We start from the raw sequence: 17,467 nt of genomic DNA, 5'->3' as shown, positions 1-17,467 counted from the left end.
AGTAATGCCCGCCAAATTCTTGACGGGCATTTTTTAGATTAACGACGCGATATCCATTTCCGTAAGGGAATGATTACCAGGTATATTTAACGCCTGCGTTAGCCGACCAGTCCTGATCAACATCGCCGCCGCCAAGGTAGTTCGCATCGGTATACGCGCTGAAGTTCTTGGTAAAGCTGAACTGCGTACCCAGCCCAACGCGAACCGCTGAACCTTTGGTGCCATTGTCGATTGAATCGCCGTTGACATCCGCATGGTTGCCCTGATCGTCATACACGTACGCCAGTTTGAAGTAAGGCGTCAGAGCCTGATCCTGGCTATAGGTGAAGGTATAGCCCGTATCTACACCCAGTTCATAACGCATGCTGTCGTAAGACTGACCATCAAGATGCATGTCGTTGCTCAAACGATAGTCGTCACCAGACTGGAACAGACCTGACACGCTGCCATACGGCGTAACATAACCCGCGTCACCCACTTTCCAGTCGTAGCCCACTTTCAAACCGAAGCCCCAGGCATCTGTTGACGTGTTGCCATCGACATACTGACCGTCACTCATATTGGCAGACAGATCGTTGTTGAAGTGAGAGTAGCTCAGGTTGCCATCCACAAAGACGTCATTGGCAAATCGGGCAGAGGAGTACAGGTAAGCAGACTGACTATCCTGATCTACCTGGCCGGTATGGTCGCTCATGTCGCCTTTAGCGAAACCGGCTGCCGCACCAACAATCCATTTAGCGTTGTTTCCATCAACTTTAGTATCCACACCCACCATGATGCCGTTGACATCCTGGTCGTAATTGATGGTGCCATTGTCGCCGCTGAAACCGCCGCCGAAGTAGCTTACCCATGCGCCGCCGTTATCCGCCAGACCGTGGCGAGAGTTGGTCAGACGTGTTCCAACGGTATCCTGCTCCAGGTTCCAGGTATTGGTGTTCGCAGACGGGATGCTCAGCGCCATATTGGCATAGTCAGTCAGCTCCATCTGTTGCATAACAACCGTATTACCCTGCTGCTGAGCCTGGTACGTGTACGCCCCCAGGTCTGCTTTATTGGCCGCAGAGAAAGTCGCGGTGCTGTTCTTATCGTTAACGTAGATCAGCTCTTTGCCTTTGTAATCGGCAATGGAGCCTGCACCCGTGGCGTTATCGATACGCACTTTGTAGTTACCGGTTGCCGCCGCAATGCCGTCGCCCGCGTTATCCACTTCAGACAGATCAGCGGTGTAAGCATCACCGTTACCATTAATCGTCAGGTGACCATCGGAATTCATGCCGATAACACCGTAACCATAGTTTGACTTGCTGGTGTCTGCAGTGCGATCGTTGACCAGATCAGCGTTCAGAACGTAGTTGTTGCTGTGAATGTCAAATACACCGGCATGCACATTGCCACCCGCATCGGTGGTGCTGGTCAGATTCAGGGTATCCGTCTGCAGCGCATAGTCCGCGCTGTTACCGACATCCAGAACACCGTCGTTTGTGACCTTAATGGTGTTGGCATACAGCGCAGCATCACCCACGCTCCAGCCTGAAGCCACATCATCAGCAATAGTCACGGTACTGTTGTCTACCGTCAGGGTATCTGTCGCGACATGACCATCTTCGTTAATGTTCAGCGCTGCGCCACCGGTCAGGCCAATGGTGTCAGAAACCAGCGATGAATCGCCGACGTTCACCACAGAACCGCTGTTGATGCTCAGCGTATCAATCAGAGAGGTTTTGGTGGTATCCCACTGTGAACCATTCTTCAGCGTGACGTTGAACAGACCGCTTTGATAAACCTCTTTCCCCACAACATGACCATTTTCGTCATAGGCGGTGTCGCCGTTATCAATGCCATACGTTGAGGTCGGCCACAGGCTGTTAGACGCGATATCAATCAGCGTAGCAGTCGCGTCAGTACCCGCAGCAACGCTGTCATACACACCGTCGCCATCGGTATCGACCTGGTGGACGGACATCGCCGCACCCACCCATTTACTACCGTTATCTAATGTCAGATCCAGACGATCGGTGCCATCCCAGCCGTTGGTATCCACATTTGCATCGGTATCACGATAGCTATCAGCGCCGTTCGGGAAGAAGTTTTCGTCAAAGTTGCTGGAGAAAACCACATCGCCCATCAGCGTAGAATTACTGAAAGTTGCGGTGGTCTGCATCGCATTGTCTGCCGCCGGATTTGCAATCACAGCTAATGCAATATCATCTGCGGTGTTTGTACCGCTGTAATCGCTGGCGTTACCGTTATTGCCGAACCAACCCGTGGTGCCTTCGTCAGACAATGAGCCTGAGGTCACGGTAGAGTCCTTCACCGTAATGGTGTTATTGAACACTTCATTGCTGTTTACGCCAGTGCTGACGGTATTATCGTCAACATCCTGCCATTCATAACCCTGAGTCAGGGTAATACCGGCAACATGGGAGTTGTTGCTGATAGCCAGGTCAACTTCCTGATCCAGGGTGATCGCGGTGCCCAGGTTGTAGACATCAACAACATGCGTATCTGCAGTGCCGTCGGTATGGGTGCCGTTGTAAGTATAATGTTCGTAGTTGTCGTCGATAGTTGAGTTATCAACGGTCAGCGCCAGACGATCATAAACATAGCCGGTCGCATCACGTCCGGCACAATCCTCCGTCATGCACTGTGAGGTAATCATTCCGTGAACAGTACTGTTTTTAATCGTCAGGCTGTTACTGTTGGTGTTGGTCGTCAGACCATCATCCAGATAGTACGTTGAAATCACACCGTTAACGGTCGCGTTATTGATGACCGGATAGATGTCTCCGTTATACACGCTATCGGTGCCGTAGTTATTCCAGCCGACATAGCCATCGTAGTACACACCATCCGCATAAGTCGCGTCGTTAAGGTGTTCAAAGGTGGTGTACGTCTTGCCAGAAATATCAGTTGAAGCATTCGCCTGAGAAGTGATTGCCAAAGTGCAGGCTAATGCTAATTGTGAGACTACAAGTTTCTTTTTCCAGGAGTGCATTTGTCATCCCTCCTCAGGGACGTAATAGTGTTGATCCATCAATATCAATGCATAGAAAACATTATGTTTCGCGAAGAGGATTATGCGGTGTCCACAATGAAAGGTTCAATTATTCTTTATCCGTAGTCCGAAAACGGACAATAACAAAAACCAGGGAAACACTCAGTTGAAAAATAAAAAATAACTTATAAATCAATACAATAAAAAGGAAAAAGACAAGGATACATATAATAAATCAATACTTAATACAGCGAGCATTGATAATAACGAAAAAAAATAAAAAACCAGCCAACCTAAATACATAAAAACTCAAATAAATAGATATTTAAAATAACCAAACGAATAACAATCACGCTTTCAAATATGAATTTTTAGCTATTCATATTAAAAAATTGCCATGCAATTTCTTTTATTTATTAATAAAACAAAACCATAAGGCCCATTTTCGTAAAACACTCGCCCGCGGCTTCAGGTATACTATGGCCTTCACTTTCACAAGCATCAGGCATCCCATGACAGACTTAATCCATCGCCCTCGCCGTCTGCGCAAATCTGCAGCGCTACGTGCCATGTTTGAAGAGACAACACTCAGCTTGAACGATCTGGTGTTGCCGATCTTTGTTGAAGAAGAACTCGACGACTACAAAGCGATTGAGGCCATGCCCGGCGTCATGCGCATCCCGGAAAAACACCTGGCGCGCGAGATTGAGCGTATTGCCAACGCCGGTATTCGTTCCGTCATGACCTTTGGCATCTCACACCATACCGATGACACCGGTAGCGATGCCTGGAAGGAAGACGGTCTGGTGGCGCGGATGTCGCGTATCTGCAAGCAGACCGTACCAGAAATGATCGTGATGTCAGACACCTGCTTCTGCGAATATACCTCCCACGGTCACTGCGGCGTGCTGTGTGAACACGGCGTCGATAACGACGCCACGCTGGCAAACCTGGGTAAACAGGCGGTTGTCGCGGCCGCCGCAGGCGCAGATTTCATCGCCCCTTCCGCGGCGATGGATGGTCAGGTGCAGGCGATTCGCCAGGCGCTGGATGCCGCAGGCTTTACCGACACCGCCATCATGTCCTACTCCACCAAATTTGCCTCGTCGTTCTATGGTCCGTTCCGCGAAGCGGCGGGCACGGCGCTGAAAGGCGATCGCAAAACTTACCAGATGAACCCGATGAACCGCCGTGAAGCGATTCGCGAATCGTTGCTTGATGAAGCACAGGGCGCGGACTGCCTGATGGTGAAACCGGCGGGGGCCTATCTTGACGTACTGCGTGACATTCGTGAGCGCACAGAGCTGCCGCTCGGCGCGTATCAGGTCAGCGGCGAATACGCGATGATCAAATTTGCCGCTATGGCAGGCGCCATTGATGAAGAAAAAGTGGTACTGGAAAGCTTAGGCGCTATCAAACGCGCAGGCGCGGATCTGATCTTCAGCTACTTCGCACTGGATCTGGCAGAGAAAAAAATCCTGCGTTAAGTTTTCCCTGAACATGCCGGGTGGCCTCGCCATCCGGCCTTTCCCCAAAACGTCACCCAAACGTCATACCAGCGACACTTACCGCTTCTACTGTCAGCACAGGAAGAAGGAGGTGTTGTGATGTTCAGTCTCGATAACGTACTCAGCGACCTTTGGCCCGAGGCGAGAACCACGCCCTGGCAGAAAAAGGTGTTACAACGCGTATTGTATGAAAAAGAGTTCCAGCTGTTTGCCGCCCGCCATTGCCATCTGAAAGGCGTGGATATGGTGGAACAAGTCCTGGAACATCTCCAAATACGTTGTGAAATCCCCGAGCACCACATTGAAAACATCCCCGAAAATGGCCCTCTGATCATTATTGCCAACCACCCTACCGGGGCGCTGGATGGACTGGCGCTCATCTATGCCCTCTCCCGCGTACGGCGCGACATCAAAGTGGTGACTAACCGGCTGCTCTCCCATCTGGAACCTCTGAGTTCGTTGTTTATCCCGGTCGATAATATTCAGGGACGCACGCCCAAATCGTCGTTACAGCAAATGGATAGCCATCTGCAGACCGGCGGCGCGCTGGTTTTCTTCCCGGCAGGGGAAGTTTCGCGTCTGACGCTAAAGGGAATCGCTGAACGCCGCTGGCACTCCGGGTTTATCCGCATGGCAGAAAAGTACCGGACGCCGCTACTGCCGGTACATATTCAGGCCTATAACAGTCCGCTGTTCTATGCCAGCGGACTGGTTTCTTCCCGCGCCACGCTGCTGCTGTTAATGCAGCAAATGTTTCGCCGCCGTGGCAGCAAGCTACCCGTACGTATAGGCCAACAAATTGCCTGGACGCAATGGTCTACCAGCAAAAGCAGCGTGCGCGAGCAGGCGGAAAAGTGCCGGGAGCACGTGATTGCGCTGGGCAAAGGCCGACCAGGTCTCTTTCGTACCGAATCGACAATCGCCCCGCCGGAAAACAGAGCGCGACTGAAACGCGAGCTGGCACAGGCGGAATGTCTGGGAATAACCGCCGACGGTAAGCACATTTATCTCTGGCAGCGCAACGGGCAAGAGGAAGCGACGGTCCTGCGCGAGCTGGGACGACTGCGTGAAATCGCCTTTCGCGCTGTGGGTGAAGGGAGCGGCAAGCGCAGAGATATCGATCGCTACGATGATGACTATCTGCATCTGATCTTATGGGACGAGGAGGATCTTGAGATCGTCGGCGCTTACCGGTTTATCCCCTGCGCACAACAACTGGAAAAGCAGGGGCTGGATGGACTCTACAGTCACAGTCTGTTTGATTACGATGAGCAGATGGCGGACATCATGAAACACGGTATTGAACTGGGACGTAGCTTTATTCAGCCGCGCTACTGGGGACGTCGCGGGCTGGATTATCTCTGGTCAGGAATCGGCGCATACCTGGCACGTTACCCGCAGTATCGTTACCTGTTCGGACCCGTGTCTATCTCCGGAGGATTACCGCCGGATGCGCGCGATCTGCTGGTTGCCTTCTATCGTCTGTGGTTCCCGCCCACGCATCCGCTGGCCGTCTCACGCCAGCCGTATCCCGCTTCGCTACCGGATGTGCTGGCGCAGTTTACCGGTAGCGACTACGCCGACGATCTGACGCGGCTGAAGTCGCTGCTGGGAAATCTGGGCTGCGGTATTCCCCCACTCTATAAGCAATACTCAGAGCTCTGCGAACCCGGCGGCGTACAGTTCATCGATTTCGGCAGCGATCCGGATTTTAACCACTGTGTCGATGGCCTGGTATTGGTGGATTTGAGCCGTCTGAAGGCCAACCGTTATCAGCGCTATATTGAGGCACATTTATCACGCCATTGCCCGGTGACGTGACGCGTACCGGGCCGACAATGACATACCGGCCCGAGGCGGAAATTACGGCGCTCGATAAAACGGTTTATCCCCTAAAATCGTGGCACGGTGCATAATACGCCGCTGCGGCAGGTAATCGGCGTTCGCATAATGCTGCGTCACACGATTATCCCAAATCGCCACATCATTCGGCTGCCAGCGCCAGCGCACCTGGAATTCCGGTTTCGTAATATGCGCAAACAGAAAGCCAAGCAGCGCCTCACTCTCTTTCTCCGTGACGTCAACAATGCGCGTAGTGAAGCCTTCATTCACAAACAGCGCCTGCTTACCACTGATCGGATGGGTTCTTACCACCGGGTGCACCAGCGGCGGATGCTTTGCCACCGCTTCACGCCAGCGCTGATGCCCTTCCTCTGTTTTGCGGTATTTGTATTCCTGGAAGGACTTGCGGAAGTCATGCTCCGCCCGCAAACCGCTCAGCAACTGACGAAACGGCTCCGACAACGCCTCATACGCCGCAATGCCGCTGGTCCACAACGTGTCGCCCCCGGTTGACGGCAACGCTTTTGCCGCCAGAATCGCCCCGGCAGGCGGTGTCTCAATAAACGTCACGTCGGTGTGCCAGTTGTCATTATCCGGCGGATTATCATTGTGGGTATCCAGCACGATAATCTCCTCGACGCCCTCCGCATGCGGATAGACCGGATGGATATGCAGATCGCCAAAGCGCTGGGCCAACGCCCGTTGCTGTTGTGGCGTAATGGCCTGTTCGCGCAGGAACACCACCTGATGGCGCAGTACCGCGTGATAAAGCTGCTCAAACTGATTGTCGCTCAGCGGACGGGTCAAATCCGCCCCGGCGATCTGTGCGCCGATGTACGGCCCCAGCGGGGTAATGCTCAGACGTTCACTCATTGGACTTCTCCATGCCAGGGCGTCAGACGGCGCTGAAGCGCACGCAGACCCAGTTCTAAAATAAAGGCGATAATCGCAATCACCGCGATCCCCGCCAGCACCACGTCGGTCGCCAGAAACTCACCGGCCGACTGCACCATAAACCCTAACCCCCGCGTTGCCGCAATCAGCTCCGCCGCCACCAGCGTCGACCAGCCCACGCCAAGTCCGATGCGTAATCCGGTGAGGATCTCCGGCAGCGCGCCTGGCAGGATCACCAGCCACAGTACCTGCGCCCGGCTCGCGCCCAGCGATCGGGCGGCGCGGATCCGTACCTGCTGCGCGCTCTTCACCCCCGCCAGCGCCGACATGGCGACCGGGGCAAAAATTGCCAGGTAGATCAACAGGATCTTGGACGTTTCGCCAATCCCGAACCAGATAACCATTAATGGCAGATAAGCCAGCGGCGGCACCGGACGATAAAGCTCGATGATCGGATCGAGAATGCCGCGTAGCGTCGGACTGAGCCCCATCGCAATCCCGACCGGAATACCGAACGCCACCGCAGCCAGCAGCGCCAGCACGATGCGGGTCAGGCTCGCGGCCAGATGTTGCCACAGCGTGGCATCCATAAATCCTTGCGGACCGGCGATGGTGATAAGCTTTTGCAACACCTGGTCCGGCGGCGGCAAAAACAACGGGCTTATCAGCTGCAGCGCGGCAACCGTCCACCACACCGCCAGAATCACCGTTAGCGTCGCCAGGCTCAGCGTAATCTGGCGCGAGAACGGCCAGCGCCATCTCAGTGGCCGTTGGCGCGGTTTGTCGTTGATCACCACACTCATGAGAAGGCCTCCCGTTGTTCAAAGACGCGGCTTAAGACATATTCGCGGGTCGCGATAAACTGCGGATCGGACTTAATGCTGCGGCTCGCTTCGCCTGCCACAAAGCGCCAGGCAAAGGTCAACGGCAGACGCTCCAGCACCCGGCCAGGTCCTGGTGACAACAGCAACAGTTCGGTCGCCATAAACACTGCTTCTTCAATATCATGTGTTATCAGCAGCACCTGCTTGCCGGTCTCATGCCAGAGTTTCAGCAGCAGGGTTTGCATCTGTTCACGAGTAAAGGCGTCCAGCGCGCCAAAGGGTTCATCCAGCAGCAACAGCCGTGGGTTCGCCGCCAGCGCGCGGGCAATGCCAACGCGCTGGCGCTGACCGCCGGAAAGCTGCCAGATGAAGCGTTTTCCCGCGCCTTCCAGCCCCACTTTTTTCAACATATTCTGAGCGATGCTGACACGCTGCGCTTTCCCGATGCCCGCCAGTTGCAGACCCAACGCGACGTTATCCTGCACGTTGCGCCACGGCAGCAGCCCTTCGTGCTGAAACACCACGCCGCGCTCTGCCCCCGGCCCGTCAACGCGTTTTCCCGCCAGCTGAATGCTGCCGTGTTGATACGGTACAAATCCGGCAATCAGGTTCAGCAGCGTTGTTTTGCCACATCCCGAAGGCCCCAGCACCACCAGCAGTTCACCGCTGTCGAGCGTCAGATTGATATCTTCCAGCGCCGGTTTACCACCGTAATCGGCGTAAAGATGAGAAAGTTGCAGCATCAGCGCCTCCTTTATTGCACGAAGCGGTCGGTGACGTACTGGCTGTAATCGCTTGCCACCGCAGGCACCTTGCCCTGCTCTTTCAGAAACTGCGCGGTGTCGATAATCGCTTTGTTCACCGGTCCGGTTAGCTCAGCCGTCTGCTGCTGGGGAGTGAGATAGGTATTGCCTTTTACCAGTCCCGGCACATCGGCTTCCGGAACGCCGCTCAGACGCGACAGCTTGCTGATGTTCTCCGGTTGCTTCAGCCATTCGTCGGGATTGGCGATATAGGACTGCTGCGCGTCGATGGCGCTTTTCGCGAAGGCTTTCACTACCTCCGGATGCTTCTCGGCAAAGTCTTTGCGCACGACCCACACATCCAGCGTCGGTGCGCCCCACTCACCGACTTTTTCCGAGTCGGTCAGCACCTTGCCGTCTTTTTCCAGCGCGTTAACGGCAGGTGCCCAGACGTAGGCACCATCAATATCTCCGCGCTGCCAGGCGGCGATAATCGCTGGCGGCTGCAGGTTCACAATCTCCACCTGACCGGGTTTAATCCCCCAGTGTTTTAACGCGGCCAACAGGCTGTAGTGGGTGGTGGAGATAAACGGCACCGCGATGCGTTTGCCGATCAGATCCTCGGGTTTACCAATCGTTTTTTTCACCACCAGCGCTTCGGAGTTACCGAGTTTTGACGCCAGCAGGAAAACCTCGATCGGCACCTGTTGACTGGCGGCGACCGCCAGCGGACTGGAGCCGAGATTACCGATCTGTACGTCGCCGGAGGCCAGGGCGCGCACAATACTCGCGCCGCTGTCGAATTTACGCCAGTCGACGGTGGCCCCGCTTTCTTTGGCGAAGGTGTTATCCGCCTGGGCCACTTTTGCCGGTTCAGCGGAGGTTTGATACGCGACGGTGACGTTCACCGCCTGCGCCTGAAAGGTGATGAATGCCAGTGCGGCAAGAAGTGTATTACGCGATGAAACGGCCATAGTGTCTGCTCCCCTGTCTTGTTATGGAGGCAGTATTTCGTTATGGCCGGATTTGATAAAGGAATTAAAAATTCTTGCTAAGAACAAAGCGTTTTTAGAAAAAAAGTGGGAATGGTTAGTTGGGATATGACTTTCATGTCACCGTATCAAACGGTTCCGTTCGCCTTGTATTTCTAACCGTGGAACAGACGTTTTCATGTCACTTCATCAAAGGGTTCCGTTCGCCCTACGAACCGTGATTCTCTGGACGTAAATTTTCCGCGAACGTGTTAAGGAGGCTCGTCGCCGCCTCCTTAACAATCCTGGCTCCCGGCAGGAAAATTGTCGGCAATTTTCAGCCGGACCCATCCACACCTGACCATCTCTGCGGTTTGCTTTTTTTACAGCGAAATGAATTTACCTGAAGAGCAGAGAATCGAAGCGGTGCCATTGGTCCGGCGTGAAAATCGATGAGCCGTTGACGGCTGCCCGGGTCCGCCCGCAGGGAAGCGGGCGGAGGGGTCGGCCTGCAGGGATGCAGGCTCGACCCCGACCCGAAAGGCAGACGACATAAGGCGAATGGACCACGAAGTGGCGATTTTCCTTGCCGGGAGCCGGGATTGTTAAGGGCGTGGCGGAGAACGCCCTTAACACGTTCGCGGGTGAGTAAGTTCCAAAGAAGCAATAGTCATAAAGCGAACGGAACCCTTTAAAGAAGTGACATGGAAATGCCTGAAATCTTGCCCGGGCCCCTTTAATGAAATGACATGAAAACACATACCACCAGCGCCCCCAAATATTGCCATTTTGTTACATTCATTCCATAACTGTACCTGATTGATTGCCAGCGCAGCGGCGCCAGGCATCATAGGATCATTATCCGGCAAGAGAGCAAAATCATGATACGTGTGGTGCTGGTGGACGACCATGTGGTGGTGCGTTCCGGCTTTGCGCAGTTACTCAGTCTCGAAGAAGACCTCGACGTCGCAGGCCAGTACAGCAGCGCGGCGGAAGCCTGGCCTGCGTTGTTGCAGGACGACGTTAACGTTGCGGTGATGGACATCGCCATGCCGGACGAAAACGGTCTGAGCCTGCTGAAACGCCTGCGGGCACAGAGGCCGCAATTTCGCGCCATTATTCTTAGCATCTATGACACACCAGCCTTCGTGCAGAGCGCGCTGGATGCGGGAGCCAGCGGTTATCTGACCAAACGCTGCGGGCCGGAAGAGTTAGTGCAGGCCGTCCGTTCCGTTGGACTCGGGGGACATTACCTCTGCGCGGATGCGCTGCGGGCGTTGCGTTGTGGAGAACCGTCATCACCGGTACTGGAGGTTCTGACACCACGCGAACGGGAAGTGTTTGATTTACTGGTCAAAGGCGACAGCGTTAAGGAGATTGCCTTCAAACTCGATCTCAGCCATAAAACGGTCCATGTCCATCGCGCCAACGTGCTGGGCAAGCTGAACTGTCACAGCACTATCGAGCTGGTTCATTTCGCTCTCGACCATCAGTTACTGGCGGGGCATTGATGTCGCACATCCTCCGTCACGTCGTCATTTCACTGTTTATTGTGCTGGCCTGGGGCACCGGTTGGCTGATGTTGTGGACGCTCGGTTTTTATCTGACCCACAACGGCCAGCAGGCGGCCCTGTTCCTGCCGCACGGCGTCTACCTGGCGCTGTTGATCCTGCTTTCACGCCGTTACTGGCCCGCGCTGGTGCTGCCACCGATGATGATGATGTTCTGGCTGCACAGCGAGCAACTGCTCAATGGTTATATTCTGCTGACCACACCGCTTATCAGCATGATTCCCGCCAGCCTCGCACAGACTTTCTGGTACCGTTTCCCTCTTTACTGGCAGCGGCTGACGCTGCTGCTGGCCACGGTAACAGCCGCCTCATTGCTCAACGCCGCTCTGCTGTCGCCGTTTGTTAAAAGTCCGGCGATGCTGCTCGGGCTGGCGTCGTTTACCGGTGGCGTGCTGCTGACGCCGTTCGTTTATCTGATCTTCGAGTTTCTGCGCCAGCAGCATCGCTACCACCTGCTGGGTCTGGACACCAATAACCCGCCGCTGCGTACCTCGCTCATCATCTGGTGCAGCCTGTTTTTTATCATTGGCATTGGCACCCAGATGGTGCTGTCGCCAGAGATTGAACGCCTGCTGTTGATTGTGGTGTTTCTGCCCAACGTGGTGATGGCGTGGAAATTTGGCTGGCAGGGGGGCGTGCTCTCGGGGCTACTCGGCAGCATGATGATCACCATCGCCCGCCAGATTGGCGTGGGCTTCAGCAATCTGATTGAACTGGAGATTTTTCTCGCGACACAGTCACTGCTCGGTATTGGTCTGGGGATCGCCATCAGTCGTCAGCAGCATCTGGCGCAAAACCTGCACCATTATCGCCGGCGTCTGGAAGCGGAACTGGCGGCGCGGCGCGCGCTGGCCGAGAAACTGGTGCATACCGAAGAGGATACGCGCAAGAGTCTGGCGCGCGAACTGCATGACGAGATTGGGCAAAACATCACCGCCATTCAGATCCAGTCGCAACTGGTAAAACGGGCGCACGATCCGGCGCAAGCCCAGGCCGCCGCCAGCCAGATCAACGATCTCGCCCGGCGAATCCATCACTCCACCCGCCAGTTGTTGCGCCAGCTTCGCCCACCCGCGCTGGACGAACTGTCGTTCAAAGAGGCGCTGCTCCACCTGCTCAACGAGTTTGCCTTTACGGAACGTGGCATTCACTGCCAGTTTGACTATCAGCTTACCACCATGCCCGAGAATGAAACGGTGCGCTTCACTCTCTATCGACTGTTACAGGAGTTGCTCAACAACATCTGTAAACACGCCGGGGCCAGCGAAGTACGAATTGTTCTGCGTCAGCAGGGAGATATGCTGCATCTGGACGTGTCCGACAACGGCGTGGGGATCAGTGCAGACAAGATAGCCGGTTTTGGCATTCAGGGAATGCGCGAGCGGGTCAGCGCCCTCGGGGGTGAACTGGCGCTGGAATCGCGGCACGGTACGCGGGTAAGTGTTAACTTGCCCACAAATTTGCAACAAATCGCCTTCTGACCAGGAAAAAGTCTTAGTCACTCCGGACTTTCTCTCATCCCCTTTCGGTTTCTCTTTCTTATAGTCAACAAAACGGAGACGGCTATGCACGCAGGCGCAGCAACTGACATCACACAACGTTACCGGACGCTGCGTCCCCGGCTGCTGATGTACATGGTCATCGGTTACGCCGCGTTTTACCTGACGCGTAAAAGCGTTAACTACGTGCTGCCAGCGCTGCAAACCGATCTCGGGCTGGATAAAAGTGACATCGGTCTGCTGGGTTCCTTGTTTTATCTGACCTACGGCCTGTCGAAATTTACCGCCGGGTTGTGGCATGACAGCCACGGACAGCGTTGGTTTATGGGCGCGGGACTGTTCACTACTGGCCTGTTGAACGTGGTGTTTGCTTTTGGCGAGTCGCTGACGCTGCTGTTGGCGGTCTGGACGCTGAACGGATTTTTTCAGGGCTGGGGATGGCCGCCCTGCGCTCGCCTGCTGACCCACTGGTATTCGCGTAACGAACGCGGCTTCTGGTGGGGCTGCTGGAATATGTCTATCAACATTGGCGGGGCGATTATCCCGCTGATTAGCGCCTTCGCCGCCCACTGGTGGGGCTGGCAGGCCGCAATGCTGATGCCAGGGATAATTAGCATGGCGCTGGGAATGGGGTTAGCGCTGCAACTGAAAGGCACGCCCCAGGAAGAGGGGTTACCGTCCGTCGGCAACTGGCGTAACGATCCGCTGGAGCTGCGCCAGGAGCAACAGAGTCCACCGATGGAACTGTGGCAAATGCTGCGTACCACGATGCTGAAAAACCCGATGATCTGGCTGCTGGGCGTTTCGTATGTACTGGTCTATCTGATCCGCATTGCGCTTAACGACTGGGGCAACATCTGGCTGACGGAAAGCCACGGCGTTAACCTGCTCAGCGCCAACGCCACGGTGATGCTGTTTGAAGTCGGCGGACTCCTCGGCGCGCTGTTTGCCGGTTGGGGGTCGGACCTGCTGTTTAGCGGTCAGCGGGCGCCGATGATTTTGCTGTTTACACTGGGCCTGATGGTTTCTGTCGCCGCGCTATGGCTGGCACCCGTTCATCATTACGCCCTGCTCGCTGTCTGTTTCTTTACGGTGGGCTTTTTTGTCTTTGGTCCACAAATGTTGATTGGTCTGGCGGCGGTGGAATGCGGACACAAAGCGGCTGCAGGCTCAATCACTGGTTTTCTCGGCCTGTTCGCCTATCTGGGGGCAGCGCTGGCGGGCTGGCCTCTGTCGCTGGTCATTGAACGCTACGGCTGGTCGGGGATGTTCAGTTTGCTCTCGGTCGCCGCCGTACTTATGGGTTTACTGCTGATGCCGCTGCTGATGGCGGGCATCACCACCACTCTCAGTCAAAGGATAAAACAATGAAAATGACCCTTACCTCTACTCTGATTGCCTCCGCCGTTGCGCTGGCGACCTTATCGGGCGCCGCACACGCGAAAGGGCGTCTGGTGGTGTATTGCAGCGCCACCAACGAGATGTGCGAAGCGGAAACCAAAGCCTTTGGGGAAAAATATGACGTGAAAACGTCGTTTATTCGCAACGGCTCCGGCAGCACGCTGGCAAAGGTTGATGCCGAGAAGAAAAACCCGCAGGCTGACGTCTGGTACGGCGGCACGTTGGATCCACAATCTCAGGCCGGTGAAATGGGTCTGCTGCAGCCGTACAAATCCCCTAACCTGGAACAGGTCATGGAGAAATTCCGCGATCCGGCGAAAGTGAAAGGCAACCTCTCGTCAGCGGTCTACGTGGGGATCCTCGGTTTTGGCGTCAACACTCAACGCCTGAAAGAGAAAAACCTGCCGGTGCCGAAATGCTGGAAAGACCTGACCAAACCGGAATACAAAGGTGAAATTCAGATTGCCGATCCGCAAAGCTCCGGTACGGCCTACACCGCACTGGCCACTTTCGCCCAACTCTGGGGTGACGATCAGGCCTTTGATTACCTGAAACAACTGAACGCCAACGTCTCGCAGTACACCAAATCCGGTATTGCCCCGGCGCGTAACGCGGCTCGTGGCGAAACCGCCATCGGCATTGGCTTCCTGCATGACTACTCGCTGGAAAAAGAACAGGGCGCACCGCTGGAGCTGATCTCTCCGTGTGAAGGTACCGGTTATGAAATCGGCGGCGTCAGCATCCTGAAAGGGGCACGTAACCTCGACAACGCCAAACTGTTCGTCGATTGGGTACTGTCAAAAGACGCCCAGGAACTGGCGTGGAAGAAAGGCAAGTCCTATCAGATCCTGACCAATACCACCGCCGAAACCTCGCCGAACTCGCTGAAGCTCGACGACCTGAAGCTTATCAACTATGACATGGATAAATACGGTTCAACGGATGTCCGTAAAGCGTTGATCAATAAATGGGTCAGCGAAGTGAAGATGGGTAAATAAGCCCACACGATGACTTCCTGACGTTAAGGTTACGTAGGCCGGGTAAGGCAACGCCGCCCCCCGGCAATCATCGTCACCCTGAATGCCGGATGGCGCTCACGCGTATCCGGCCTACTCGGGATTGAACACCGGAAAACGTATGTCACACACACTTGCACTCCATCCTGTGAAAAAGCGGGATGCGATATTCCTTTGGGTTTTACTCGGCTGGCTGGCATTCGTTCTGCTGCCGAGCTGGAGCCTGGATTACGGTCTGCTGGAGTCCACGAGCGATGAAATCCTCGAGGCCTACGGCTGGTCACGGTTCAATATCAGTTGGCTCTGGTATCTGCTGCCGAGCCTGCTGCTGGTACGCCCGTTCCACGAAGCCAGACGCGAACAGCGCAGCCGCCACACCCTCGATGCGGGCTGGGCGCTGTTGTGTATGGCGTTTATCGTCATCAGCGCCACCGTTGAAGGGCGCGGTTTAGGCTACGCCACTATCGTGCTGTTTGTCGCGCTGGGGGCGATCATGACGCTGGCGCTGACCCGCCTCGAATGGCTGGGCGGCGACCGGTTTGTGATCGGTTCGCTGGTCACTATCGTGGCGCTCATCGGCATCTTTATCGTCTGGCCGAGCATCGCCATTTTCATCCCAATGTTCACCAACGACGCCGGGGAGTTCGCGCCGCTGGCGTTTATGAATGTGCTGTCGCAGGCGCATATCATTCAGGTGATCCTCAACTCTATCGCCCTGTCGATTGCGGTAGGTATCGGCTGTACTTTCTTCGGTCTGGTACTGGCGATTTATACTACCCGCATCGCTCAGCGAAGCGCCATTATTGGGCGTATCTTTTCGATTCTGCCGATCGTCACACCGCCGTTTGTGGTGGGGCTTGGCGTCACGCTGATGATGGGCCGTTCCGGCTATGTGACCGAATTAATGGTCGACTGGTTCGGGTTGACGAACACCAACTGGCTGTACGGATTTACCGGCATCTGGCTGGCACAGGTGCTGGCGTTTACCCCAATGGCGTTTATGATCCTCGACGGCGCGATCAAAACCATTCACCCGTCGCTGGAAGAAGCGTCATATACCCTGCGCGCCAGCCGCTGGCAGACGTTTAACGGCGTGTTTGTCCCACTGCTGAAACCGGCGCTGGCGAACGCCTTCCTGATTGTCATCGTGCAGTCGCTGGCCGACTTCAGTAACCCGTTGGTGCTCGGCGGGAACTTCGACGTGCTGGCAACGCAAATTTACTTCTATATCACCGGCTCACAGCTTGATTACCAGGCCGCCAGTACGCTGGGTGCGTTCCTGCTGCTGTTCTCGCTGCTGGTGTTCTGCGTACAGTACATGTGGATTGGCAAGCGCTCTTACGTCACCGTTTCCGGGAAATCGTACCGTGGCGACGTCCAGCCGCTGCCGGTGACGCTGGTCTGGAGCGTGGTGGCTATTCTGGCGATATGGATTGCCTTTAACGCCCTGCTCTATGGCAGCATTTTCTACGGCAGCTTCACCGTGAACTGGGGCGTGGACTACACCCTGACGCTGGATAACTTCATCAAACTGTTTGGTCAGGGGATGAGCGACGGCGCATGGCCTTCCTTGCTCGACACCCTGCTCTATGCCGGCATTGCCGCGCCGATCACCGCCGCCTTCGGTCTGCTGATCGCCTGGATTGTGGTACGCCAGCAGTTCAAAGGCAAAAAGACCATCGAGTTCACCACCATGTTGTGCTTTGCCGTACCGGGCACCGTGGCGGGCGTTTCGTACATCCTTGCCTTTAACAGCGCTCCGGTATACCTCACCGGCACGGCGGCGATTGTCATTATCTCGATGGTGATGCGTAACGTCCCGGTCGGTATTCGCGCCGGGATCGCCGGACTCGGCCAGATCGATAAATCACTGGACGAAGCCTCGCTCAGTCTGCGTGCCGGGAGCTTACGCACCATCACGCACATTCTGTTGCCGCTGCTGCGCCCGGCCATTCTCTCGGCGCTGATCTACAGCTTCGTGCGCGCCATCACCACCGTCAGCGCGATTGTCTTCCTCGTTACACCGGACACCCGCGTAGCAACGGCCTACATTCTGAACCGCGTGGAAGACGGCGAGTACGGCGTGGCGATTGCCTATGGGTCGATTCTGATCGTGGTCATGTTGGCGATTATTTTCATCTTTGACTGGCTGATTGGGGAAGCGCGTATTTCCCGGTCTAAAGCCAAAAACCAGGCGTAATGG

At 55.4% G+C, this 17,467-nt stretch carries 12 protein-coding genes; 7 read left to right on the top strand and 5 right to left on the bottom strand.

Annotated elements, in window-relative coordinates; genetic code table 11:
- Positions 1-73: 73 nt before the first annotated feature.
- The gene (ehaB, locus tag HVX64_RS06040; RefSeq protein ID WP_044259058.1) at positions 74-2,995 is read right to left on the bottom strand and encodes an autotransporter adhesin EhaB; all 2,922 of its coding nucleotides are present in this window, start codon (positions 2,993-2,995) and stop codon (positions 74-76) included.
- Positions 2,996-3,507: 512 nt separating this feature from the next.
- On the opposite strand from ehaB, the gene hemB reads away from it, so the two are divergent.
- A complete protein-coding gene (hemB, locus tag HVX64_RS06035) occupies positions 3,508-4,482 on the top strand; it encodes a porphobilinogen synthase (RefSeq protein WP_043001645.1) in 975 nt (324 codons plus the stop codon).
- A 120-nt stretch (positions 4,483-4,602) separates the two neighbouring features.
- A complete protein-coding gene (locus HVX64_RS06030) occupies positions 4,603-6,324 on the top strand; it encodes a GNAT family N-acyltransferase (RefSeq protein ID WP_044259060.1) in 1,722 nt (573 codons plus the stop codon).
- Between the two features lie 42 nt (positions 6,325-6,366).
- Here the strand turns inward: HVX64_RS06030 and tauD are convergent, their stop codons facing one another.
- Genes tauD through tauA form a run of 4 tightly spaced genes read right to left on the bottom strand, consistent with a single transcriptional unit; the run spans position 6,367 to position 9,780 of the window.
- Positions 6,367-7,218, bottom strand: a complete 852-nt coding sequence (gene tauD, locus HVX64_RS06025; RefSeq protein ID WP_043001647.1) for a taurine dioxygenase — start codon at positions 7,216-7,218, stop codon at positions 6,367-6,369.
- A complete protein-coding gene (tauC, locus tag HVX64_RS06020) occupies positions 7,215-8,042 on the bottom strand; it encodes a taurine ABC transporter permease TauC (RefSeq protein ID WP_044259061.1) in 828 nt (275 codons plus the stop codon). The genes tauD and tauC overlap by 4 nt, the downstream gene beginning before the upstream one ends.
- Positions 8,039-8,806 carry a taurine ABC transporter ATP-binding subunit gene (gene tauB, locus HVX64_RS06015; protein ID WP_044259062.1) on the bottom strand — a complete coding sequence of 256 codons (768 nt, stop codon included), beginning with the start codon at positions 8,804-8,806 and terminating at the stop codon, positions 8,039-8,041. The genes tauC and tauB overlap by 4 nt, the downstream gene beginning before the upstream one ends.
- A gap of 11 nt (positions 8,807-8,817) precedes the next feature.
- Positions 8,818-9,780: a taurine ABC transporter substrate-binding protein gene (gene tauA / locus HVX64_RS06010; RefSeq protein WP_043001650.1), complete on the bottom strand. Its 963-nt coding sequence runs from the start codon at positions 9,778-9,780 to the stop codon at positions 8,818-8,820.
- Positions 9,781-10,658: 878 nt separating this feature from the next.
- On the opposite strand from tauA, the gene HVX64_RS06005 reads away from it, so the two are divergent.
- The 5 genes from HVX64_RS06005 to HVX64_RS05985 all read left to right on the top strand — a co-directional run bounded on the left by HVX64_RS06005 (position 10,659) and on the right by HVX64_RS05985 (position 17,464).
- The gene (locus tag HVX64_RS06005) at positions 10,659-11,288 is read left to right on the top strand and encodes a response regulator transcription factor (protein WP_044259064.1); all 630 of its coding nucleotides are present in this window, start codon (positions 10,659-10,661) and stop codon (positions 11,286-11,288) included.
- Entirely contained in the window at positions 11,288-12,829 is a 1,542-nt protein-coding gene (locus tag HVX64_RS06000) for an MASE1 domain-containing protein (protein WP_044259065.1), read from the top strand. The genes HVX64_RS06005 and HVX64_RS06000 overlap by 1 nt, the downstream gene beginning before the upstream one ends.
- A gap of 84 nt (positions 12,830-12,913) precedes the next feature.
- Entirely contained in the window at positions 12,914-14,218 is a 1,305-nt protein-coding gene (gene uhpC, locus HVX64_RS05995) for an MFS transporter family glucose-6-phosphate receptor UhpC (protein ID WP_044259066.1), read from the top strand.
- Complete coding sequence (locus HVX64_RS05990; protein WP_043001654.1) at positions 14,215-15,246, top strand: ABC transporter substrate-binding protein; 1,032 nt, start codon at positions 14,215-14,217, stop codon at positions 15,244-15,246. Before uhpC ends, HVX64_RS05990 begins: the two co-directional genes overlap by 4 nt.
- A 139-nt stretch (positions 15,247-15,385) precedes the next feature.
- Entirely contained in the window at positions 15,386-17,464 is a 2,079-nt protein-coding gene (locus HVX64_RS05985; protein WP_044259080.1) for an iron ABC transporter permease, read from the top strand.
- The last annotated feature ends 3 nt before the right edge of the window (positions 17,465-17,467 follow it).

Origin of the sequence: Citrobacter sp. RHB20-C16 (genome assembly GCF_013890155.1) — a bacterium.
GTDB classification, from domain to species: Bacteria; Pseudomonadota; Gammaproteobacteria; order Enterobacterales; family Enterobacteriaceae; genus Citrobacter_A; species Citrobacter_A amalonaticus.
This window is presented reverse-complemented; position numbering and strand designations above follow the sequence as displayed.